18 protein-coding genes and 1 other annotated feature are annotated in these 23,272 nt (G+C 38.2%); of the genes, 5 read left to right on the top strand and 13 right to left on the bottom strand.

The window, feature by feature from the left end; genetic code table 11:
* Positions 1-105: 105 nt before the first annotated feature.
* The 12 genes from IGM04_RS03230 to opp1B form a co-directional block, all read right to left on the bottom strand.
* A complete protein-coding gene (locus IGM04_RS03230) occupies positions 106-4,236 on the bottom strand; it encodes an RHS repeat-associated core domain-containing protein (RefSeq protein WP_256924893.1) in 4,131 nt (1,376 codons plus the stop codon).
* A 27-nt stretch (positions 4,237-4,263) separates the two neighbouring features.
* Positions 4,264-8,472 (bottom strand): DNRLRE domain-containing protein, encoded by a 4,209-nt coding sequence (locus IGM04_RS03225; protein ID WP_256924892.1) that lies wholly within the window; start codon positions 8,470-8,472, stop codon positions 4,264-4,266.
* Between the two features lie 8 nt (positions 8,473-8,480).
* Positions 8,481-9,134 (bottom strand): hypothetical protein, encoded by a 654-nt coding sequence (locus tag IGM04_RS03220; RefSeq protein ID WP_010824460.1) that lies wholly within the window; start codon positions 9,132-9,134, stop codon positions 8,481-8,483.
* Positions 9,097-9,777 (bottom strand): class B sortase, encoded by a 681-nt coding sequence (locus IGM04_RS03215; protein ID WP_010819806.1) that lies wholly within the window; start codon positions 9,775-9,777, stop codon positions 9,097-9,099. Before IGM04_RS03215 ends, IGM04_RS03220 begins: the two co-directional genes overlap by 38 nt.
* Positions 9,778-10,137: 360 nt before the next feature.
* Positions 10,138-10,497, bottom strand: coding sequence for a 50S ribosomal protein L20 (gene rplT / locus IGM04_RS03210; RefSeq protein WP_002355799.1), 360 nt, complete (start codon positions 10,495-10,497; stop codon positions 10,138-10,140).
* Between the two features lie 60 nt (positions 10,498-10,557).
* Positions 10,558-10,758: a 50S ribosomal protein L35 gene (gene rpmI / locus IGM04_RS03205; protein ID WP_002355798.1), complete on the bottom strand. Its 201-nt coding sequence runs from the start codon at positions 10,756-10,758 to the stop codon at positions 10,558-10,560.
* Positions 10,759-10,871: 113 nt separating this feature from the next.
* Positions 10,872-11,393 (bottom strand): translation initiation factor IF-3, encoded by a 522-nt coding sequence (gene infC, locus IGM04_RS03200; protein WP_002355797.1) that lies wholly within the window; start codon positions 11,391-11,393, stop codon positions 10,872-10,874.
* A gap of 54 nt (positions 11,394-11,447) precedes the next feature.
* Positions 11,448-11,579, bottom strand: a sequence feature (ribosomal protein L20 leader region).
* A gap of 215 nt (positions 11,580-11,794) precedes the next feature.
* Complete coding sequence (locus tag IGM04_RS03195) at positions 11,795-12,865, bottom strand: RNA-guided endonuclease TnpB family protein (RefSeq protein ID WP_002413564.1); 1,071 nt, start codon at positions 12,863-12,865, stop codon at positions 11,795-11,797.
* Between the two features lie 40 nt (positions 12,866-12,905).
* Positions 12,906-13,862 (bottom strand): oligopeptide ABC transporter ATP-binding protein Opp1F, encoded by a 957-nt coding sequence (gene opp1F, locus IGM04_RS03190; RefSeq protein ID WP_002355795.1) that lies wholly within the window; start codon positions 13,860-13,862, stop codon positions 12,906-12,908.
* A complete protein-coding gene (opp1D, locus tag IGM04_RS03185) occupies positions 13,862-14,920 on the bottom strand; it encodes an oligopeptide ABC transporter ATP-binding protein Opp1D (RefSeq protein ID WP_002355794.1) in 1,059 nt (352 codons plus the stop codon). Before opp1D ends, opp1F begins: the two co-directional genes overlap by 1 nt.
* A 9-nt stretch (positions 14,921-14,929) precedes the next feature.
* A complete protein-coding gene (gene opp1C / locus IGM04_RS03180; RefSeq protein ID WP_002355787.1) occupies positions 14,930-15,982 on the bottom strand; it encodes an oligopeptide ABC transporter permease Opp1C in 1,053 nt (350 codons plus the stop codon).
* Positions 15,982-16,923, bottom strand: a complete 942-nt coding sequence (gene opp1B, locus IGM04_RS03175) for an oligopeptide ABC transporter permease Opp1B (protein WP_002381304.1) — start codon at positions 16,921-16,923, stop codon at positions 15,982-15,984. Before opp1B ends, opp1C begins: the two co-directional genes overlap by 1 nt.
* Positions 16,924-17,013: 90 nt before the next feature.
* Between opp1B and IGM04_RS03170 the strand changes: the two genes are divergently transcribed.
* Entirely contained in the window at positions 17,014-17,364 is a 351-nt protein-coding gene (locus IGM04_RS03170; RefSeq protein ID WP_002355784.1) for a DUF3899 domain-containing protein, read from the top strand.
* Between the two features lie 78 nt (positions 17,365-17,442).
* Here the strand turns inward: IGM04_RS03170 and opp1A are convergent, their stop codons facing one another.
* Entirely contained in the window at positions 17,443-19,113 is a 1,671-nt protein-coding gene (gene opp1A, locus IGM04_RS03165; protein ID WP_002381303.1) for an oligopeptide ABC transporter substrate-binding protein Opp1A, read from the bottom strand.
* A 243-nt stretch (positions 19,114-19,356) separates the two neighbouring features.
* Between opp1A and IGM04_RS03160 the strand changes: the two genes are divergently transcribed.
* The 4 genes from IGM04_RS03160 (at position 19,357) to mvaD (ending at position 23,271) form a co-directional block, all read left to right on the top strand.
* Positions 19,357-20,430 carry an FUSC family protein gene (locus IGM04_RS03160; protein WP_010820716.1) on the top strand — a complete coding sequence of 358 codons (1,074 nt, stop codon included), beginning with the start codon at positions 19,357-19,359 and terminating at the stop codon, positions 20,428-20,430.
* Entirely contained in the window at positions 20,427-21,062 is a 636-nt protein-coding gene (locus IGM04_RS03155; RefSeq protein WP_086317696.1) for a pentapeptide repeat-containing protein, read from the top strand. The genes IGM04_RS03160 and IGM04_RS03155 overlap by 4 nt, the downstream gene beginning before the upstream one ends.
* Before the next feature lie 269 nt (positions 21,063-21,331).
* Positions 21,332-22,276 (top strand): mevalonate kinase, encoded by a 945-nt coding sequence (gene mvk, locus IGM04_RS03150; protein ID WP_002355780.1) that lies wholly within the window; start codon positions 21,332-21,334, stop codon positions 22,274-22,276.
* The gene (mvaD, locus tag IGM04_RS03145; protein ID WP_002355778.1) at positions 22,276-23,271 is read left to right on the top strand and encodes a diphosphomevalonate decarboxylase; all 996 of its coding nucleotides are present in this window, start codon (positions 22,276-22,278) and stop codon (positions 23,269-23,271) included. Before mvk ends, mvaD begins: the two co-directional genes overlap by 1 nt.
* Position 23,272: the final 1 nt, after the last annotated feature.

The raw sequence follows: 23,272 nt of genomic DNA, 5'->3' as shown, positions 1-23,272 counted from the left end.
AGCTGGTTGCCAATAGTTAGTCCCTCCTCCAGAGAAATAATTACTTACGGTATTATAGGCAGTTCTCGCAAAGTTGGTGACGCCAGAATAAACCGAACTTGCGACTTATTTGACACCGTTCCACACGCTACTCGCTACTTGTTTCACACCATTCCAAACAGTGCTGACAACTTTTTTCGCGGTATTATACACATTACTAACAACTTGTTTTGCTTTATTAACTACTTTACTGGCCGTTTTTTTGATGCCTGACCACACGTTTTGGAACCAATTTTTCTTATGTCCCGTTGGGTCGGTATAGTTGATTGGGTTGTTTTCGACATACGTGTAGCCGTTTTGGCTTAATGGATTATCTTCTTCCCCTTCGTAACTGTCTTGGGTCAGGAAGGTGCCACTGTGGCTGTCATAGTAACGAGCTCTGAGGTAATGATAACCTGTAATGTCCTGTGCTTCTCCAGTATACCCATAAGGATTGCCAGTGTCATCTTTTTCTGTTGGTCTGCCGAAAACGCTGTAGTGAGTCGTGTTGGTTATTTTTTCTCCTTGGACTAAACCAGTGACACTGCCACGGGCATCGGTCAAGTATTGATAATCTTCGTTCGTTTGATGATTGGTATAACTGAGTCGTTCATGGCCGTACGTGTACGTCTCTCGTGTTTTCTTTTCATCATCATACGTTTGCAGAACTTGGGTATTTTCTTGATTGACATCATTGACATAGTTGCGCACTTCGTAGTAATTGTACGTATCTTCCCTAGTTGTATAAGGGATTAACACGTCATTCACTTCGGAAGAATAAGTGACTTTCCCTTCACCAGGCCGCTTGCCTAAGCTTGGTGGATTGACTACAATCCCTTCTTCGTTCGCTCGATCTTTCGCGATTTTTTGATGGTAGGCACGTGAAATAGTATCAAAAGCCTCCAACCAAAGATCGCCAACGGTTTCTGGTAAACTTGAAAGTGCTTGGAGAACGTTGCCTGTAAATCCGTACCAGAAAAGAGAATTCTCTTCGCCGTTGGGACTAGTCGCTGGGGATTTACGGCGATCGGCTGGCACGTGTTTCGCTGCGACTTTGCTTTTTTTCTCTTGACGTTTAAAGAGTTGATAAGCGGTCGTTTTTTCTGTGCGACTCGCTGTGAAGACCCGATTATTTTCGCCGTCATAAAGTGCTGCTAATAGTAAGCCTTGATTATCTTTGACTGCTAGTAAGCGATTTTCTGTGTCATAAATATAGTCTAGTGTTTCATCGGTGCCACTTTGTTTCAGACGATTACCGTTCTCATCGTATTCATAAGTGATGGTCTCCTGATCGTTTTTCATACGCAACAGGCGATTGTTGTCGTCATAAGTGAACTCGGTTTTTACTTCTTGCCCAGCAATGGTTTCCGTACTGGTTAATTTATTACCTGCTTGATCGTAAGTGTAGGTATACGTTGCAAGTTCCTGTTTTTTCTTCTTATCAAAAACGGTCATCTGAACGACTTGTCCTAAGCTATCGTATTCATAAGTTTGTACAACGGTTTTGCCAGCTTGTGTAATGACTTCTTCTGAAATAAAGGTATCGGCATTATATTCATAACGATAGGATGCCAGTTCTTTGCCTTTTTTGTTACGATGCACAATTTCTTCAACACGATTGTCCAAACGATAAGTTAGCGTTGAAGTCGTGCCATCTTTGCGCTTGATTTTGGTCATGTTGCCAGCATCGTCATATTCGTAAGTCGTCGTTTGGTTCTCTTTGTCAGTGACTTTGGTTAAACGGTCCAATTCATCATAGCTGTACTTGACTTCAGACTTGTCGGCATAAGTCATTTTTTTGATGTTGCCATAATCATCATACGTGTACTTAATCAAGCTGCCGTCGCCTTGGCGGACACCAGTTATTTCGTCTTCGTCGTTGTATTCGTATTGGGTTTGTCCCGTTAAGTCATTCATGGAAATTCGACGTCCTTCTGAATCATAAGTGTACATCACGGTACCATCTGCTTTTTCTGAATAATTGACTTGCAGCAGTTGATCCAGCTTGTTGTAATCATAGGAAATCGTTTTGCCATTGGCTTGTTTGACACTTTCTAAACGATCGTCCGCATCATAGGTGTATTTTGTGGTGTCACCTAAGCTATTAACTTTTTCCACGACATTCGATAGTTCATCGTATTTATATTTGGTGACTTTACCATTGCCATTGGTCATCTCGGTAATATTTCCGACAGAATCATACGCGTAGCTGGTTGTCGCCGCTTTTGCGCCAGTTCCGGTAGTGGCTTCAAGTAGTTGATCTGCTTTGTCATAGCTGTAGGTGGTCACTCGTTGTCCGCCAGAAGTAACTTTAGTTAAATTGTTATTGCCGTCGTATGAAAATTCGTTGAAAGCCCCTTCACTTGAAATAATTTTCGTTAAGCGGTCATCTTGGTCATATTGATAAGCCGTGACTTGTCCAGCGGTATTGGTTTCGCTTGTTAAGCGATCGCCTGTATCATAGGTCTTAGAACTTTTTTGACCTAATGCGTTAATGGTTTCGGTTAGATTACCGTTTGGATCATAGTTGTAGGTTTCTTTTCGTTTACCGTTAATGGTTCGTGTCGTCAACTGACCGACTGGATCATACTCGTAAGAAGTCTTGCGTCCGGTTGGTGTAGCAACGGTTTTTAATTGATCTAAAACATCATAACTGTAGTTGGTTTTGATGCCACTTGGACTGACGGTTTGCGCTAAATTCCCTGCTTCGTCATAGGTAAACGTAGTCGTTAAGTCTGCTGGATTGGTCGTTTTCAGCAAGCGCCCCGCTTTGTCATAATCATAAGTTGTAACCCGTTTTGATTGATCTTCTTGTTTGATTAAATTCCCAGCAACATCATAGGTATAGCTTTGCGATAAACCTTTCGGTGCCAATTGTTGGCTTAAACGTCCTAGTTTATCATAAGCGTAACTGTATTTAGCTCCGTTTGGTAAAGTCCGTTTGATGGCTTGACCGTAAAGATTATTTTCATAAGTTGTTTTGTGGCCATTTTCATCTGTTTCTGATAAAAGTCCGCCTGCTTGATCATAGGTATATTTACTGATACCACCAGTCGGTTTCGTGATACTAGCAACACGGTTCATTGAATCATAGGTATAGCTAGTACGATTTTCTTCGCCGCTTGTTTCAGTTAAAAGGTTGCCTAAATGATCATAAGAATACTTTTGGACAGCACCTGTGGGACTAACTTTTTCAGTTAGACGATTCAGAGGGTCGTATTTCAAGGCTGTTGTATTCTTTTTTGCATCGGTATAAAGGATCAAGTTTTGGTTGGCATCGTAACCGTAACTGGTTTTTTCGCCCTTTTCATCTGTGATACTCGAGACATTCCCTAAAATATCATAGGTGTAAACCAGCTTCCCGCCAGCTGGATTTGTTTCTGTAACAATTTGGTTGATTGCATCATACGTATAAGCCGTGCTACGTCCTTTTGCATCGGTTGTTTCGGTTAAATTGCCATTTTCGTCATAGGTATAGGTCGACTTCTTCCCTTCGACATCCGTGGACGTCAGCAGATTGCCCATGACGTCATACGTGAATGTTTCGCTGGTTTTGTCTGCATAAACAATTTTTGTAACATTGTTTTGTTCGTCATATTCATAGGTTGTGACTTCCCCTAAGCTGTTTGTTTCTGTCAGCCTCTCACCCGACGCATTATACGTATAGGCTTCATCTAATCCCTGGTTGTCTTTTAAATGGACCACACGATTACTTGCATCATATTCGTATTCAGTGATTAAACCGTTAGAGTGTGTTTCTTTGACTAACCGATCTAATTCATCATAGGTATTCGTTAATGTGGAACCATCAGGATTTTCAACTTTTTCTGTTTGAGCAGTCGGTGTATATGAAAGCTTGTAGACATTGCCATTTTCATCGGTAATAGCGGTCGGATAGCCTAGTTCATTATATGCATAGACCTTTTTATTACCTAAAGCATCAGTTGCGCTGGTTATCTGCTCAATTTGGCTGTAGGAATACTTTGTTTGGTTGCCTAAGCCGTCTGTAACTGTTTCTGGTAAATTATGACCATTATAAGTGGTGCTGGTGGTATAGCCCGCTGCATCAGTTACACTAGCTTGGTTGCCGTTGCCATCATAGGCAATTTTGGTTTGATTGCCTAGCGGATCCGTAATTGTCGTTAAGGCGCCACCTTTTGTATAGCTATAAATAGTTTCTTTGCCACGAGCGTCAATGAACGAAAGAACATTGCCCATTTTGTCATAGGTGTACGTACTTGTTTTTTAATTTGGATACGTGACTTTTGTTACATTTCCTAACGAATCATAGGTATAGTTTGTTGTTCTGTTATTAGTTGTTTCACTTAATTTGTTACCATTTTCATCGTAGGTATACGTGGTGACAATTCCAGCTTCATCTGTCCGTTTAATAATCCAGCCTAAATCGTTGTATTCATTTGATACTTGGGTGCCATCAGGTTTCTCTGCTTTGACCAAATTACCCGTGTCATCATAAGTATTACTGGTCACTTGTTTCAGTGGATCGGTCATTGTGGCGATTTGATTCGTAATGTCGTCATACGTGTAAGTCGTTGTTTTTCCCGCTTCATTCGTATCACTTAGCAAACGGCCTAATGCATCTCTTTGGTAGGTTAATGTTTGGCCAGCCGCATTGGTTTCACTTAGTAAGCGTTGATGTTGATCATAGGTATAGGTTGTCGTCTGTCCTTCTGGATCGGTCATCTTAATTTGATTACCCACACCGTCATAAGCATACGTATAGCTACCACCAGTGGCATTCGTCATACTCAACTTGTTGCCAACTGCATCATAAGTGAATGTTGACGTAAAGCCGTTACCGTCTGTTTGGGCTATTACTTGACCAGCGCCATCGTAGGTATAGCTGGTCGTTTGTCCGTCTGGGGTCGTTTCCCTGGTTTTGCGTCCTTCACCATCATAGGTCATCGTTGTGATGCCGCCTAATGGGTTTGTCATGCTAACAGGAAGTCCGTGAGCATTATAGGTGATACTAGTCACACCCTCTAGAGGATTGATAATTTTGTCCAAAAAGGCACCCGAATAACTATAAGTCGTTTGGTTCCCCTCAGAATCAGTGGTACTCGTTATACGCCCTTGTTTATCAACAGCAAAGGTCATTGGGGCTTGCTGATTGATTTGGCTAGAGAGTAAATTCCCTGCTTTGTCATACGTATATAATGTCTTGGTTCCATCAAAATCGACTTCACTAGTGATGTGATTTTTCTCATCATAAGTAGCTTTTTTAACAGCGCCGTCAAAACGCGTTTCCGTCAGCTGATTGCCTTTTTTATCATAGGTGTAGCTAGAAGTTTGTCCTAGTTCGTTCGTCTCACTGATTAGACGATTCTCGGCATCATAAGCTTTGACAACACTTGTGTCATCAGGATAACTGATTTGAGTTGTGCGGTATTGTTTGTCATAGTGATACGTTGTGACCGCACCATTGCCGTCTGTTGTAATTGTTTGTCCGTCGCTGTACGCCAACGTTGACACAGCGCCTGTTCCGTCAACTTGTTTGACAACACGAGCTTCTTTATCATAGGTATTTTCAATAATTTTATTGCCATTGCCGTCATACCAAGCAGTCATTAGACCTTCTTTGTTGTATTCATAACGTGTTTTGACCCCTATCGCGTCAGTAAAACCAATCAAATGTCCTTCGTTATCGTATTCATAGGCTAATTTAGCGCCGTTGGGTACCGTAATATTGCTGATATAGCCCTCTTCGTTCATAGTAATGTTGTACATGGTGCCTGTTGGATCAGTAATAGCAGTTAATTGAGCATTTTTATTGTAATCAAATTTCGTTACGTTGCCTTTTTCATCTTTTTGGCTAGTTAGCAGACCAAAATAATTAAAGGTTTTCTCTTGGTTATCATTGTCTGTGATTTGATACTCTTTCACCTTATATTTTTCTTTGCCATTGCCAAAATCGGCTTCTTTCGTTTCTTTTTCTTTGACTGTCATCGTTAAATCATAACCTGCTGGCGCAAGGTATTCGTTACCTTCTTTTTTAAATTTCAGAATACTGCCATCTGTTCGTGTATAATAAAGGTTTTCTTTTTCATCACTAGTGACTTGTTCATTGAAAGCAAAAGACCAACCACGCCCAAAAAGACTATTGATGTCCGCGCCTTTGGAATTGTACGTTCGCGTAATTTCAAAATTGCTAGTTAAGCTAGGAATCGTAACATCCGTCCGATCCAGATAAAAATTGCCTGTATTCAAATTAATCGGTTCAAAACCAAACTCGCAATGCAGACCACGTCCCATTAATAAGCTATCAATATCTTGTTTGGTTCCATCTGAAAGCTTCGGTGGATTATATGGCTTGTTCGCATTTTTCTTGGGATTGCGAATAAACAGTGTATTATTTTGTAAAAGCAACATGTCTTGTACTCGATTGTCATAAACAATTTGAGCTAATGGTACGCCATAATAAGCAGCGATTTTAGGTAACGTATCATATTGCGTCACTTTGTAAATGACAAATTTTTCACTACTCTTTTTCCCGCTAGAACGGCCATCTTTTTTACTTTCTGCATCAATCGTGTAAACCGTATTGTGGGTTGGCGCGGTAAACGGAATCCCTGTTTGCCAATTAGAAAGTTTATCTCGGTATTTCGTGGTTCCTTTTGGAAAATAAGAGTCAAATAGACTTGAATTAGGATACTTATAAGAATAACTAGCAAACGATTGTCCAGCAAAGTCTTTGCCTTTATCACTCAAGCTATAATCCAAAATCGCACCTGGTGTTGTTAATCCGTCTGCAAAAACACCTTGAAACTGCAATTTCCCTTTTTTATCCGCTGTCATCATGGATCGTAAAGCAACGGTCGTATCTTTAATTGGATAATGGATATCAACTGGATCAGGAATCGACCAATTAATCGTTAAACTTGGGCGTTTATCAGGTGTAAAATCAAATTGTCCTGGACCACCTGTTGAATAGGTCGTATAAAAAGCTCCACCATAATCATTTTCATTGGTTGCCTGAACGACTATCCCATAATTTTTGCTCGTTCCTTGTACCCAACTATTAACCGCATCACGAATATCAAATTGATGCAGCCCATATTTGGCACTACTAATTGCTTTTTCGCCTGTTGGCTCTTGTGATAAGCCGACTGAATTATCCCATGTCAATGTATCAATATTAAAGTCTTCTGTCAGTTTATAACTAGAAAACGTCGCATTGGTTTGCGGATACTGAATGTATTGATACAAATTATAGGTAGCACTATCAATCTTTGCCTCTTTAGGAATTTTCGAAAAGTCATAATTAATTTTTGAATAAATCCTTGTCCGTCCAACATCTTTTGCATTCCCGATTCCGGTCATCTCTTGCGTAATATAGCCAACATAGCCATAGCCGCGCCCTTGATAGGTTCCATGTACTGAACTAGTGACCGTATCAATTAAATTTTCGGTAGGAACGGTTACTGTTGGATCAATCCGAACAGGATAAACACGTGCTTCATCTGCTAACCATTCTTGACTGGCGTCAACCGTTAATTCATAATGATCTTCTTGTTTCTGAAGACTAAGTGTAATGTCTTCACTTGTTTCACCAGCTTGATCCATCATTTGTGGCGCCGATAAAACAAACAGCACTTCTTTTTGACCTTTTTTCCGAATTAGGACTTGATTACTCTCTAAAAAAGCTGAATACTTTTCAGTAGAAAACTGATACACAAATTGATGTTTTTCCCGCCATTTTTCTAAAATAATTTCTTCTTTGACACCTTTATCCGTCACCGTGTACTGAACATCATCGCCTTCGTCAACATTGTTATAAAGAAGCGCATTTTCTTTAACTGTCACATTTTTATAAACCTTATCCTTTGGCATTAACTCTAACGTATCCTCGCCTTTTGATACTTGAACCCCTTGATTTTGATCCATTTTATCTGGTAAAACGACTGCAACAGGACTGCTACTCGGTTTAAAAATAGTTTTATCCTCTTCGTTCACCGACACCAGACTTAAATCGATAGGAACCTCAATTTCTTCTTCATTTTTATATGTTTTAACGTCACTGTTAATATAGGTGATAAAATGCGTGTCATCTACTTTATAAATCTGTTCCTGACCATTTTCTAAAATCGGCTCACCATATTTTGTTTTTAGCGATTCTTCCTCTTTATTAAGCTTCCTCTCTTCAACCTCGGGCAAGTGTAGCGCATATTCTTTGTTGCCATCGTCAATTTTTTTCTTGCCATCTAATTCTGAAGGAGAAGTTTCTGTTTCTTTGAACGATGTGTCCTTTGTTTGGTTCTGGGGCTCTGGAACGACTGACTCTTGAACATTCTCTACCGTTTCTTTATAATAATTTTTTGCCTTATTTTGTTCAACAGTATCCTGAATCTCTTCTGCATAAGCAAAAGGCATACTTCCCATTAATAAATGCACCAACACAACATACTTAATAATTTTTTCTATCCTTTTTTTCAATTTTACCCCTACTCCCTTTTTTTTGATTGAAATAGCTCTTTATAAACAATTCCAATTGAAATAACTATATCTGTTAGAAACATGACTATCGGACTAATACTCGGTAAAAATATTCGTATCCCTATAGATATACTTAATAAAAAGAAAACCCCCAACAACAATTGTCTAAATAACCGATTTTTCCAACAAAATGATTCATTTAAAAAGTTTTCTAAGCAATAGTAAAGAAAAATAAACCGTGCACTTCCTTGTATATAAGTCGTTAATATCCAAATTAAACGCTTTGTCCCTTCATAGGAAATTTCTGTTGTACGGTAGAGCATTTCTCCCAATAGCCCTAGAAGAACTCCTGATAGAAGCATCACCAACAAATAATTTTTTAAAGCTCGTCGTACTTTTTTCTTTGAAGATACCTTACGATAAAATAGATAAAATAAATACAGGAAAAGGCCTACGCCTAGACTTACTAATGTTACACCAATCCCATAACTAATAATTCTATTAAATGAGTCTTCTAGCCTAGAAGTAACTATTCCATTTAAAAATAAATAACTTCCCATTCCATAAAACATTACTCCTACAACATACAGAGTAAAATAAAATTTCTTTATTCCTTCCCCTAGACTACTCTTCACTTTTGTTCCGTTCCCTTTCTCTTGCATGAACAACAAACCTTCTCTCCCCATCTTTTTCATCACAAGTCGACAATATCAAAAGTTTCCCGTGCGCTTGGGCAACAGATTTACGATAATGGCCTTGTGCTTGTTTTGAATATTCCTCAATCCTTTCCTGGTAATCATTCACAGCCTTTAAATCCCCTAAATGATACGTTTCAAACAAATGCTCATCTGTAAAACGATAGGCTGCAAAAACTTCATACTCAATCACTTCTTGCTGTGTTCGAATGGTAATTCTACGATTCGTCTCAAAAAAATTTGTATCTGCAAAATTCGATAGTGTTCCAAACATCGATCCATCTCTCGTAGAATGTCCATAAATAATCGTGACAGGGTCCTTAAAATCTTTCCTATTGACTCCCTCAGTAAAAACCGCACCATAAATGGTTTCATTATGATCAACATCATGCGTAAGATAATAACTATCCTCTGTTAAATGTTGTGCTACAGGATAATGAATACTTGTACCCTCAACATCTAACTGAGCATACACATCTGAATTACTATGAAAAGCAGTTTGGCTTTTATTAACACTTAATTCTGACTTTATATTTTCTACATCTAGAAATTTCAGCCAACAGATTCCTAAAACAAAAATTAAAACAACAAGCGTTAGAAATTGTTTCAACAAATCCCTCCTAATTAGTTATAAACTTCATACATCTCCAATAAAACATTATCATCTAAAATTAAAAAAATAGAAATATAATCATTTAAAATATTATCACAATATTCAAAACAATGAAATAGTAATTAACCTTTAAAAAATCAGCTATAAAACCTTTGAAATAAATAAAAATATTTATTGATTAAAATTAACATCTCCTAGTTGTTTTTATTCGATAAATAAAAACAACAAACATTAATTATAATTAATTATTTATATAATTTTATTAAAATTATATTTAAGCATGATAATATTTGGCTATTTAAATAAAGATAAAAAAACACCCTACTCAAGGAGTAGGGTGTGAAAGATTATTTAAGCTTATTTGCTTAAAGCGTCTTTTGCTTGTTCAGCTAACGCTGTAAATGCTGCTGCATCGTTAACGGCTAAGTCAGCTAACATTTTGCGGTTGATATCAATCTCTGCCAATTTCAAACCGTGCATTAATTTAGAATAGCTTAAGCCATTCATGCGAGCTGCCGCGTTGATACGTGCAATCCATAATTTACGGAAGTCACGTTTCTTTTGACGACGGTCTCTGAATGCATAGTAATAAGAGTTCATTACTTGTTCTTTTGCTGATTTAAATAAAGTATGTTTTGATCCGTAGTAGCCTTTCGCTAACTTAAGGACTTTTTTACGACGTTTACGGGTTACTGTTCCACCTTTAACACGTGCCATGTTGAATTCCTCCTAATATCTTGTTTCTCTTGACGGTAATCTAAAAGTCACCGAGTTGTTTTATTTCATTCTTGCTAATTGTTGGCGGATACGTTTGTAATCGCCTTTTGCAACCATGCTTGCTTTACGCAATTGACGGCGTTGTTTTTTAGTTTTACCGTGGAAACGGTGAGATGTAAAGGCACGGCCACGTTTTAAGCCGCCTCCACCAGTACGTTTTACACGTTTTGCTAATCCGCGGTGTGTTTTTTGTTTTGGCATGACTAATTTTCCTCCTCAAAATCTTTGCTTCAAGTGAAAGACTCTAACAGTCACAACTGTCGAATATCCTTCTTGTAGAAATTACCAAAAGTCCGAATGCTCGGTCTCTTCGTTTACTTGTCGTTTTTCGGTGCCAGCGTTAGAAACATGCTGCGTCCGTCCATTTTCGCTTTTTGTTCCACTGTGGCGATGTCCGCAGTTTCTTCAGCTAAGCGATCAAGAACTTTCTGACCAATCTCTTTATGGGTAATGGCACGGCCTTTGAAACGGATAGAAGCTTTCACTTTGTCTCCTTTTTCTAAGAACTTACGCGCATTACGAAGTTTTGTATTGAAGTCATTTACGTCAATTGTTGGACTTAAACGAACTTCTTTGACGTTGATCACTTTTTGTTTCTTGCGAGCTTCACGCTCTTTCTTTTGTTGTTCGAAACGGAATTTTCCATAATCCATAATTCGCGCAACTGGTGGTTTCGCTCCTGGCGCTACAAGTACTAAATCCAAGTTTGCAGATTCAGCGATTTGTAATGCTTCTGCTTTGGTTTTTACACCTAATTGTTCACCATCTTGTCCGATCAAACGTAACTCGCGTGCACGAATGCCGTCGTTAACCATCATATCCTTTGCTATGGTCATTCACCTCCAAAATTTTTAAGAGAAAATCCTAACGGAAGTCTGCTTTGTTTGCTAAATGCAATAAAAAAACAGGTTCCTATCCAGAACCCGCCAACAGTCTGCCTTACTTAAAAAAATAAGGAATACTTTATCTAGCCCAGCGATATACTCAACTAAGGCGAGAAGCGGGTGCTTCTGCTTTCATTTCTCAACTTCACTAGTTTACCTTAGTTTATCCTAGTTGTCAATATATTTCCTCAAAAAAAAAAACGAATCTAGCACTAGATTCGTTTGAACTCGTATTTTGATCATTAATAATTAGTGGACTGTCCCAATGTGACTTCCTAGAAACAAATGGTTCAACACATGGTGTACATTTTCTATCCCCTAGGCGATCCCTGTAGTCCCTACAGTTCTTCTATTTATAAGGTTTCTCGTTTAGACAAGCCACGTTCTAAGATTTTTTGGCTTCTAAGATACTCTGAATTTTCTGTACTTTCAGAAAAAGACAACTCTGTTTCTATCTCCTCTGACTCAATACAAATGAGTTCTTTGCCATACCATTGTGCTTTATACAACAGTTTAGCTAAAAATAAAGACCAAGCCAGTTCAGAACGATCATGTTTTGGCGGCCGCTCATTACTGTGATGGGCTTTTTCAATACAAATAACATCGTAACTTGAAACCAATTCCGTTGTAATTTTGTTTAAAATATCCGTTCGTTGGTTGGCTATTTTTTCGCGAATTTTTGCGACTTTTATTTTTTGTTTTTGATAATTTTTTGCTTGTGAAAGATCGACACCTTTTTCTAAAGCAATCATTTTACGCTTGTTTAATTTTCGTTCTTCTTGACGTAGTTTTTGCTTTAAATGCTTTGAACAATAGCTTTTTTCGAAGCTTTCACCATTCGAAAGCAGCGCAAATTTTTCCCTACTGCTACAAATTCCCACCATTTTTTGTTGCTTTGTTTTCGTTTCAACCGGCGCTTCACACAAAATGGAAACATAATAATTGTGACTCGCACTCATAGAAATAGTTACAGATTTTATCTCCCCCAGCGGTTGGCGGTGTACCTTCATTTTAATTAAAGATTTCAATTTAGGTACTTTCAAATAACGATTATCCAAAATTTTGACCGTGCCATGTTGATTGTTCGTAGTGTAGGAATGCACCGTTTCTTTCTTTTTCTTTTTTGGAAAGCCCATCCCTTTTTCCCGATAAAAATTTTTAAAGGCTCGATCCAAATAAACTTGTGCATTTGCCAAAGCTAAACTATCAACTTCTCTGAGGACAGGGTATTGTTTCTTATATTTAGCTGGCGTTGGCATTTTAAACGTTTGTTGAGGATTTTTTCGCATCTCTTTGTAGATATCAATCCGGTCTTGTAACATTAAATTATACACCAAGCGAACACAAGAAAATGTTTTTTGAATAAACTCTTCTTGTTTTGAGGTTGGATAAAGTCTGTATTTATAAGCTTTCAGAGCCTTCATCTCATAACCACCCTACCAAGATAGTTAGAAAAGAAGCTGGTTATAAACCAGCTTTTCTTTTCTTCTCTTCAATTTTTTCACGGTACATTGCAACTTCGTCTTCAGCACAATAAACATAGTGTCCATTGAGAATTTCACGGAGCTCACGATCTTTCCCATCTGCCGCTGCAGGCTGGTAAACGATCCGTTTACGTGTGCGTTCATAGTCTGGATCTGGTAATGGAATCGCAGAAAGTAAACTTTCTGTATAAGGATGAACGCCGAAATTATAGACATCATCACTTGTGCCCATTTCCAATAATTTCCCACTGTGCATTACGCCAATTCGGTCACTGATATGTTTTACCATCGATAAGTCATGTGCAATAAACAAGTAAGTTAAGCCTTGTTCTTTTTGTAAATCTTGTAATAAGTTTACTACTTGAGCTTGAATCGACACATCCAAAGCCGAAATTGGCTCATCACAGATAATGAAACGTGGATTAACCGCTAAAGCACGAGCAATCCCGATCCGTTGACGTTGCCCACCAGAAAACTCATGAGGATAACGCGTACTGTGACTTGGATTTAATCCCACCGTTTTTAAAAGTTCATTGACTTTTTCTTCCCGCTCTTTTGGTGTTTTAGCTAATCCATTGACATCGATTCCTTCAGCAATAATATCATTGACTTTCATTCTTGGATTCAATGAAGCATATGGATCTTGGAAGATCATTTGAACATCGCGGCGGAATGCTTGCATGTCCGCTTTTGATTTAATTTTGCTAATGTCTTTTCCATCGAAAAGAATTTCACCAGCAGTTGGATCATATAAACGAATGACACTGCGACCAGTTGTTGATTTTCCACTTCCTGATTCGCCAACTAATCCAAAGGTTTCGCCTTCATAAATATGAAAACTAATGTCATCAATGGCTTTTACTTCGTCTTTACGACCAACATTGAAATACTGTTTCAAACCAGTGACTTCTAATAGGACTTTTTTCTCTTCTGCCATTAATTACTACCTCCTGGATTTTTTTGACGCTCTGCATAAATTGCCCAACGACGAACAATCTCTGCTGGAGGCGTAACTTTTGGTGCTTGTGGTGCTAATAACCACGTTGCTGCTTTGTGGGTTGGTGATACTTCAAAATAAGGTGGTTCTTTTTCTGTATCAATTTTTAAAGCAAACTCATTCCGTGGATAGAAGGCATCTCCAGTTGGTGGATCTAATAAATCTGGAGGTGAACCTGGAATCGCATAAAGTTTGTCTTCTGTTCCTTCCATCGTTGGCATTGACCCTAAAAGTCCCCAAGTATATGGATGTTGTGGATTATAGAAAATTTCTTCTGCTGTTCCCACTTCAACCAGACGTCCACCGTACATGACAGCGACACGGTCAGCCACGTTCGCTACTACCCCTAAATCATGGGTAATGAAAATAATCGAAGTGCTAATTTTTTCTTGTAAGTCTTTTAATAACTCTAAAATTTGTGCTTGGATGGTTACATCCAACGCTGTAGTTGGTTCATCTGCAATTAGAACTTCGGGATAACAAATTAAAGCAATTGCAATGACAATCCGTTGACGTTGCCCACCAGAAAATTGGTGCGGATAGTTTTTCAAACGTTTTTCAGCATTAGGAATGCCGACTAATTTTAGTAATTCTAATGCTTGCGCTAAGCCTTCTTTTTTTGAGACTTTATTATGTTTGATTAATGATTCCGCCACTTGTTTGCCAATTGGCATCGTTGGGTCTAATGAGGTCATCGGATCTTGGAAAATCATTGCGATTTCTTTGCCACGAATGGCTTGCATTTGTTTTTCTGTTTTATGAACAATATCTTGCCCTTTAAACAAAATTTCCCCGTTATCAATATTGGCATTACTGCTCAACAAACGCATAATACTGCGAGTTGTAACAGATTTACCACTCCCTGATTCACCTACGATGGCTAACGTTTCACCTTTATAAAGATCAAAACTCACACCACGAATGGCGTTGACTTTACCTGCAAATGTATCAAAGGAGATTCTTAAGTCTTTAACTTCTAATACTTTTTCCATAGTCATTCACCACTCTTACTCTTTCATCTTAGGATCAAATGCGTCACGTAAACCATCAGCTAACAAGTTGAAACAAATCATGATAACTGAAAGTGTTGCCGCTGGAATCCACATTAAATATGGAAGGAAACGGAAAGTTTTGTATCCTTCGTTTAACAAGGTTCCTAAAGATGCGGTTGGTGGACGTAAGCCTAACCCAATAAAACTTAGGAACGCTTCAAAGAAAATTGCCGATGGGATACTGAACATCATTTGGACAATAATGACACTTGAGATATTCGGTAAAATATGTTTAATAGCAATTTTCCAACGAGATTCGCCCAATGTTTCTGCTGCCATGACAAACTCTTGGTCTTTTAGTTTCATGGTCTGGGCTCGCACAATCCTGGCCATTGATATCCAGTTTGTAATAACCATGGCTAAAACAATCGAAACAATCCCTGGATCAAAGACTGTTAGCATCAAGATCATAACAACTAAGTTAGGAATACCAGAAAGAACTTCTAAAATACGTTGCATCACTGTATCGACACGACCGCCGACTAACCCGGAAATCAGTCCATACGTTACCCCAATCGTAATATCTAGAATCGCCGCGATAAACGCAATTAATAAGGAAATACGTGTTCCCATAAATAAACGACTTAGGACATCACGACCTAAACCATCTGTTCCTAGATAAAAGTTTACGTTATCTGGAACGTTTGCTTGTGCATATTTATCAACTAATTGACCAGCAACTGTTGTTTTACCATTTAAACCATTCACGCTTTCCAAGCCAGGAATTCGTGGTGGTAAGTTAATGTAAGAAACATTTTGTTTCGTTGGGTTATGTGGTGAAACCCAAATGGTAATAATAGAGATAAAGATAATAACTGCTAAGAAACTCATTGAGATAACTGCAGCTTTATTCTTTTTCAAACGACGCCATGAGTCTTGTAAGAAACTTAAAGACGGTGTGGCAATACGCTCTCTTTCTTTTAGAGTTGAAGTGTTTAGAGGCTGAAACTCATCTGCCGGAATATCTTTAATCGCTTGTGGTAGATTATTTTTATTGACTGTTTCCATTAGCCTTTTGCACCTCCTGATACGCGAATTCTTGGATCAATTAAACCATAAAGTAAGTCAACAATCAGAATTACAACAACTAACATTGTTGAATACAAAATAGTTACTGCCATAATTGTTGGATAGTCGTTTGTCATAATTGATTTTACAAACTGTTCCCCAATTCCAGGGATGGCAAAAATATTTTCTACTACTAAAGAACCTGTCATTAAACCAACGGCTAAAGGTCCTAATAAGGTAATCAATGGAATTAAACTGTTTCTTAACCCGTGGCGGAATGCAACTTGCCAGCGACTCAAGCCTTTTGCTTTGGCTAATTCGACATAATCACTATGCAAGACCTCTACCATCTCGGTTCGAATAAACCTAGCCGAATCGGCCATTGGACTCATTGCCAAGGCAATAGTTGGCAAGATTGTGTATGCAAAACCATTCCACATAGCAATTGGTAAGATTCTTAATTTCATTGCAAAAATGTATTGTAATAATACCGCGAAAACAAAGTTTGGAATAGAACGACCTAAAATGGCTAACAATGTTGCCAACGTATCTACCCAAGTATTTTGACGCATCGCTGCGATAATCCCCAATAAAATACCGACTAACGTACCAAAGATAATCGCTTGTCCACCCAGTTGAAGGGATGGTCCAATTCGACCAGCTAATAACTTAGCAACAGGTTGGTTTTTAAATTGGAATGAAATACCAAAGTCTCCTGTTACCAGGTTCTTTAAGTAAATTCCGTATTGAACAATCACTGGTTTATCTAAGCCAGATTGTTTATTCAACATAGCGATTGTTTCTGGACTAAGTTTTTCTTGGTTGGTATAAGGCGTACCTGGTAATAATTGCATTAAGAAAAACGTAATCGTTGCGATTAACCACAAAGTGATAATCATGAAAAAGATCCGTTTAAGAAAATATTTTCCAAAACTATTCAATAATGACACCTCCGAGATTTTTTTGACTTCCTCAGTTATTTTCGTTAAAGTAATGACTAGATAGACCACAATAATAGATAGGGTGAACACATGAAAACTTTTAAATGGCCAATTATTACAGCCGTTATTTCCAGTATCGGCATTTTTCTTTACTTATTAATAAGTAAAGAACCTATCACTACCTCCTCATTATCAGATACCTTCTTTATCGTTTCGCTTTTCTTTTTAATTATCGGCATTGCTTTATGGATTATGTCCTCTGGCTTTTTCGATAACTTTCAGCGCTCAATGAAAAACGCGTTTCGTTTTAAAAAGAAAAATGAACCGAAAGAGTTTATCCCGCTTTCAGTCATTGGCGATGCACATCGCTCTTTCTGGCTAAAAACTGGGGGCATCTTACTGATTCTGTCTTTAGGCTTTCTACTATTTTACTTGGTCTAAGACAAGATAGCAAGAGGACCGTTGCCTTTTATTCCATGGCAAAGGTCCTTTTTTGTTTGCTATCGATCTTTTGTCAGGTTATTCTGAAATGTATGCCCATTTGTAGTCATACGTTGCGCCAGCAGGATGAACTGCGACATCTTTGACTTTTTCAGCACGTAAATGCGCTTCTGATTTTTGGAATAATGGTACCACACCCATGTCTCCCATAATCGTTTTCTCTGCATTTAACATATCATCCCAACGTTTTTCAGGATCTGTCGCATCTGCACTACTTGCAGCTTTCACGAACTTGTCAAACTCTGGATTGTTATAACGTCCACGGTTATATGAGTTATCTGAAGCAAATAAGTCTAAGAAACTACTTGGATCAGCATAGTCAGCACTCCAACCACCGATTACTGCATCAAAGTCGCCTTTGTTTGAACGATCTAAACGAACGGAGAATGGAACCGGACTAACCGTTACCTTCACACCATCTAAAGCATCTTGAATTGACCCTTGAACAAATTCAACTGTTTTCTTAGAAGAATCTGCATCTGAAGAAAGAATATCCATTGTTAAGGTTGAAATCCCCAATTCTTTTTTCGCTTTTTCCCAGTATTCTTTAGCTTTTTTCGTATCATATTCAATTTGACTACCTGCTTCTTTAGCAAAGTCTTTGCCGCCACTTGGGTCTTTTGCCATATCTGCTGGTACTAAACCGTTCGGCTCGATAGAACCATCCCCTAAGATTGATTCAACTAACGCTTTACGGTCGATTGAGTAAGAAATTGCTTTACGTAAGTTTGCATTTCTAAATGGTGATTTTTCATCACGTTGATTTAGTTCCATATATTGTGTTGATGCTTCTTTTTGACTAACAAAAGCTGGGTCATTGGCCATTTGTTGGGCTAATTCACCAGAAAGAACGACATCGTCTGTTTGTCCATCTTGGAACAAGTTCAACGCGGTTGGTGATTCTTTCACAACATTCACATCTACTGAGTCCAGTTTCACTGTGTCTTTATCCCAATATTGATCGTTTTTCTTGAATGACCATTTTGTATCTGTACCAGGACCATCAAAGCCGTCTAAGACGAATGGCCCATTGTAGACAGCACTTTCGCTGTTTGATGCATAATTTTTACCATATTTTTCCACAATATCTTGACGTTGCGGGAAGAATGATGGGAAAGCTAATAAGTAATCAAAGTATGGTGTTGCTTTTTCTAAGGTGATTTCTAATTCTGTATCACTGACTGCTTTAATTCCTAATTCTGATTTATCTTTTTCCCCTTTAGCAATGGCATCACCATTTTTTACAGAGGCATACAGATAAGCATATTCAGAAGCTGTCGCTGGATCAACTGTTCGTTGCCATCCGTAAACATAGTCATTAGCAGTCACTGGTTTACCGTCTGACCATTTTGCATCTTTATTTAATTTAATTTTGTATGTTAGTCCATCTTCAGAAACTTCTGCTTTTTCCGCTGCACCTGCAGGTTGGACTTTGTTATCTTTGTCTAAACGATAAATTCCTTCATATACATTATTTAATGCAATAAAACTAATTCTGTCTGTTGCTAGTGATAAATCAGCTGTTGGCATTTCTTGTTGTTCTGTGACACGTAAAACTTGTTCGCCACTTGCCTTACCGCCACCAGACGCACTTGAGCTATCTGACGTTCCGCCGCCTCCACAAGCCGCTAAAGTTGTTACGCTAAATAATGTAATCACACCGAATGTTAATGACTTTTTCAATTTCATAGTGTTGCCTCCTAAAATAATACAATCTGTATTTTCTGAAAAATCAGAATTTAATAATTATTTATTGCTATGGAATATATCTTACATTTTTCATATTAAAATTGCAAGTCAAAATGTTAACTTTTTTTAATTTTTCTTCTCTTCCTATCAGAAACCCCTCTTTTTCTTCCTGTCTTTTATTGCAATTCTTTTGTCAGTTTTCTAAACATTATGGTAAATTAGGAAGTAAAGGAGTGACAAAATATGAAAAATTCTACGTTTTTAAAGGATTTGTTTGCTATTGATAAAGCAAATGACGAATTATTTCGGTTAGTTGGTGTCGCAATTTGTATGGCAATTCCATTATTAATTGGTTATTTTTCCAATAATTTACTCATTGGGACCTTTGGCTCGATGGGCATTTATACGTTTATTTATTATCAGCCGCTTCCTTTGCCCCAATTATTGCGCAGACTGAATATTGTTGGCTTTTTTATTGTTCTGGGCAACAGCTTAGGAATGCTAAGTCACCATGTACCTTGGTTGATTCCCATTACAATTGCCATCGTCGCTTTTCTTGCACGCTTACTTTTTAGATTGTATGGCATTGAGAAGCCTGGTGCTTTGTTAGTTATCATGTCAACCGCAATGGGAACAAGCAACAATTTTCCTTTACATAAGATTCCTATCATGGCCAGTTTTGTTCTTTTAGGAGTAGTGACCGGCATTATCATGGGCATTGTGCTTCATTTCATCGACAAGCGCCCCTACGTTTTTCAAAAACGGATGTCTCTTCAAGAACGACTTTATATCGATCCCGCTTCTTTATTAGATGCTTTGCATTATGCGGCCATTTTATTTTTAGCGGCTTATTTAAGCCAATCGCTTCATTTAGTCAACGCCTATTGGATGACGTTTACTTGCGCAGCCATTTTACAAGGGGAAAATTTACATTCTGTGATGCAGCGAAATGTTCAACGGATTCTAGGTACGAGTCTTGGTTTGTTGCTTTCTGCAATTTTATTAATGATTCCCTTTACACCTTTACAAACAATCGGTATCATTAGTATTCTGTATGCAGCTTTTGAAGGATTCATTAACAAAAACTATGCGATTGCCAGCTTTTTTATTACCCCGATGTCCTTATTATTATCAAATCTTGCACGACAGCAAGTCATTAGTAATCTTTTAAACTATCGATTAGTCGGGATTGTGTTAGGTAGTTTACTTGGTTTTGCCGGCGCTTATGTTTTCACAACTGCGCTACGTTTCTATAATCGGGCCTACTCAATTGATGAAACCTTTGAAAATCAACAAGAAGAAAGAGGCGTTTTATGAAAATAACTTATCCCTTGCCACCAAATTTGCCAGAACAACTTCCTCTATTAACGAACTGTCAATTAGAAGATGAGGCAATCTTAGAAAATCATTTGTATCAGCAGATTGATTTATCGAATCAAGAAGTTCGTAACTTAGTCTTTCGGGATGCTGTTTTCGATCATCTTTCATTAGCAAATGGCCAGTTTGCTTCTTTTGATTGTAGTAATGTGCGTTTTGAAGCTTGCGATTTTTCTAACGTCGAATGGCTGTCTGGTAGTTTTCATCGAGTGACTTTCCTTCGTTGCAATTTGACAGGAACGAATTTTGCAGATAGCTATTTAAAAGATTGTCTATTTGAAGATTGCAAAGCCGATTATGCTTCTTTTCGTTTTGTAAATTTTAATCTTGTTCACTTTAATCAGACACGTTTAGTCGAAAGTGAATTTTTCGAGGTCACCTGGAAGAAACTCCTTCTAGAAGCTTGCGATTTAACCGAAAGTAATTGGTTAAATACTTCTTTAAAAGGATTGGATTTTTCCCAAAACACCTTTGAACGCTTGACTTTCTCACCAAACTATTTATCAGGTCTTAAAGTCACCCCTGAACAAGCCATTTATTTGGCAAGTGCCCTTGGTTTGGTGATTACCTAAGAAAATTTTAAAAAAATAGCCGAATAACTGGTTCTGTCGGTTCTTTCTTATTAAATTGTTATTAATTTTTTGGAAAAACCAACGGAACCATTTTACTTGTGCCTTATTTTTAGGTAAACTATCTTAGGTTAAGCAATCTCTTTTTTTGGAACAAGAGAAACTTTTGGAATCATTTCCTATAAATCATGAAGAGATTATGACAAACGTTCTTCTAATCCAAGAACGTCTTTTGTCCTATACTCGATTCTACTCAAAAGGAATGTCAGTGAATGAATATAAAAAAACAAGGCCTCGGTCAAGCGACGGGAAAAATCATTTTAATGGGGGAACACGCCGTTGTTTACGGCGAACCAGCAATCGCCTTTCCTTTTCAAGCGACAGAAATCACAGCCGTCTTTACCCCGGCAAAAACTATGCAGATTGATTGTGCATATTTTACAGGATTGCTTGAAGACGTGCCCCAAGAGCTAGCAAATATCAAGGAAGTTGTTCAGCAAACCTTACATTTTTTAAAGGAAGATACGTTTAAAGGCACTTTGACCTTAACAAGTACGATTCCCGCTGAACGAGGAATGGGCTCAAGCGCAGCAACCGCTGTGGCCATCGTTCGAAGCCTTTTTGATTATTTTGATTACGCTTATACATATCAAGAATTGTTTGAGCTTGTTTCCTTAAGTGAGAAAATTGCTCATGGCAATCCTAGTGGTATCGATGCCGCAGCAACAAGCGGCGCTGATCCCTTATTTTTTACTAGAGGATTTCCGCCCACACATTTCTCGATGAATTTATCTAATGCCTACTTAGTAGTAGCTGATACGGGAATTAAAGGTCAAACACGTGAAGCAGTGAAAGACATTGCGCAGCTAGCTCAAAATAATCCCACAGCAATCGCTGAAACAATGAAACAATTAGGTTCTTTTACTAAAGAAGCGAAGCAGGCAATTTTACAAGATGATAAACAAAAATTAGGTCAGCTAATGACGTTAGCGCAAGAGCAACTCCAGCAATTAACCGTCAGCAACGATATGCTGGATCGACTAGTGGCTCTCTCTCTAGAACATGGCGCTCTAGGAGCAAAATTAACCGGCGGCGGTCGCGGTGGCTGTATGATTGCCTTAACAGATAATAAAAAGACCGCACAAACCATTGCACAGACTTTAGAAGAAAATGGAGCTGTTGCTACATGGATTCAATCATTAGAGGTGAAAAAGTAATGCTTTCAGGAAAAGCACGAGCGCATACAAATATTGCTCTGATTAAATATTGGGGAAAAGCCAATGAAGAATACATTTTACCAATGAATAGTAGTTTATCATTAACATTAGATGCCTTTTACACAGAAACAACTGTGACATTTGATGCCCATTATTCAGAAGATGTATTTATTTTAGATGGTATCTTGCAAAACGAAAAACAAACAAAAAAAGTCAAAGAATTTTTGAACCTTGTTCGTCAACAAGCCGATTGTACTTGGTTTGCAAAAGTAGAAAGTCAAAATTTTGTGCCTACTGCAGCTGGTTTGGCTTCTTCAGCGAGTGGTCTAGCTGCTTTAGCAGGGGCCTGTAACGTAGCCTTAGGATTAAATCTTTCAGCAAAAGACTTATCACGTTTAGCGCGACGTGGTTCAGGTTCTGCTTGTCGCAGCATTTTTGGTGGTTTTGCTCAATGGAACAAAGGCCACTCTGATGAAACGTCGTTTGCTGAAAATATTCCAGCCAATAATTGGGAAAACGAATTGGCCATGCTCTTTATCTTAATTAATGATGGCGAAAAAGATGTTTCCAGCCGTGATGGAATGAAACGAACAGTAGAAACTTCTAGCTTTTATCAAGGTTGGTTGGACAATGTGGAAAAAGATTTATCACAAGTTCATGAAGCAATTAAAACAAAAGACTTCCCTCGTTTAGGAGAAATCATTGAAGCCAATGGGTTAAGGATGCATGGAACAACCTTAGGCGCTGTCCCTCCATTTACTTACTGGTCCCCAGGCAGTTTACAAGCGATGGCTTTAGTTCGCCAAGCACGGGCCAAAGGAATTCCTTGTTACTTTACAATGGATGCAGGTCCGAATGTCAAGGTCTTAGTCGAAAAGAAAAACTTAGAAGCATTAAAAACATTTTTAAGTGAACATTTTTCAAAAGAGCAGTTAGTCCCAGCTTTTGCTGGTCCCGGAATTGAATTGTTTGAAACGAAAGGAATGGATAAATAAG

The sequence above is a fragment of the Enterococcus sp. DIV2385 genome (assembly GCF_051711925.1).
Lineage (GTDB): Bacteria > Bacillota > Bacilli > Lactobacillales > Enterococcaceae > Enterococcus > Enterococcus faecalis.
The sequence above is the reverse complement of the archived record's forward strand: the minus strand, read 5'-3'. Positions and strand labels throughout refer to the sequence as shown.

Bases quoted from the DNA above. Each gene is read 5' to 3' on its own strand.
- IGM04_RS03230 (WP_256924893.1), bottom strand. From the start codon at position 4,236: ATGGGCAATGTTCTTTCGTTCATTGACGCTCGTGGCAAAGAAACTATT.
- IGM04_RS03220 (WP_010824460.1), bottom strand. From the start codon at position 9,134: ATGCAAGAGAAAGGGAACGGAACAAAAGTGAAGAGTAGTCTAGGGGAA.
- rplT (WP_002355799.1), bottom strand. From the start codon at position 10,497: ATGGCACGTGTTAAAGGTGGAACAGTAACCCGTAAACGTCGTAAAAAA.
- rpmI (WP_002355798.1), bottom strand. From the start codon at position 10,758: ATGCCAAAACAAAAAACACACCGCGGATTAGCAAAACGTGTAAAACGT.
- infC (WP_002355797.1), bottom strand. From the start codon at position 11,393: ATGACCATAGCAAAGGATATGATGGTTAACGACGGCATTCGTGCACGC.
- IGM04_RS03195 (WP_002413564.1), bottom strand. From the start codon at position 12,865: ATGAAGGCTCTGAAAGCTTATAAATACAGACTTTATCCAACCTCAAAA.
- opp1F (WP_002355795.1), bottom strand. From the start codon at position 13,862: ATGGCAGAAGAGAAAAAAGTCCTATTAGAAGTCACTGGTTTGAAACAG.
- opp1D (WP_002355794.1), bottom strand. From the start codon at position 14,920: ATGACTATGGAAAAAGTATTAGAAGTTAAAGACTTAAGAATCTCCTTT.
- opp1C (WP_002355787.1), bottom strand. From the start codon at position 15,982: ATGGAAACAGTCAATAAAAATAATCTACCACAAGCGATTAAAGATATT.
- IGM04_RS03170 (WP_002355784.1), top strand. From the start codon at position 17,014: ATGAAAACTTTTAAATGGCCAATTATTACAGCCGTTATTTCCAGTATC.
- opp1A (WP_002381303.1), bottom strand. From the start codon at position 19,113: ATGAAATTGAAAAAGTCATTAACATTCGGTGTGATTACATTATTTAGC.
- IGM04_RS03160 (WP_010820716.1), top strand. From the start codon at position 19,357: ATGAAAAATTCTACGTTTTTAAAGGATTTGTTTGCTATTGATAAAGCA.
- IGM04_RS03155 (WP_086317696.1), top strand. From the start codon at position 20,427: ATGAAAATAACTTATCCCTTGCCACCAAATTTGCCAGAACAACTTCCT.
- mvk (WP_002355780.1), top strand. From the start codon at position 21,332: ATGAATATAAAAAAACAAGGCCTCGGTCAAGCGACGGGAAAAATCATT.
- mvaD (WP_002355778.1), top strand. From the start codon at position 22,276: ATGCTTTCAGGAAAAGCACGAGCGCATACAAATATTGCTCTGATTAAA.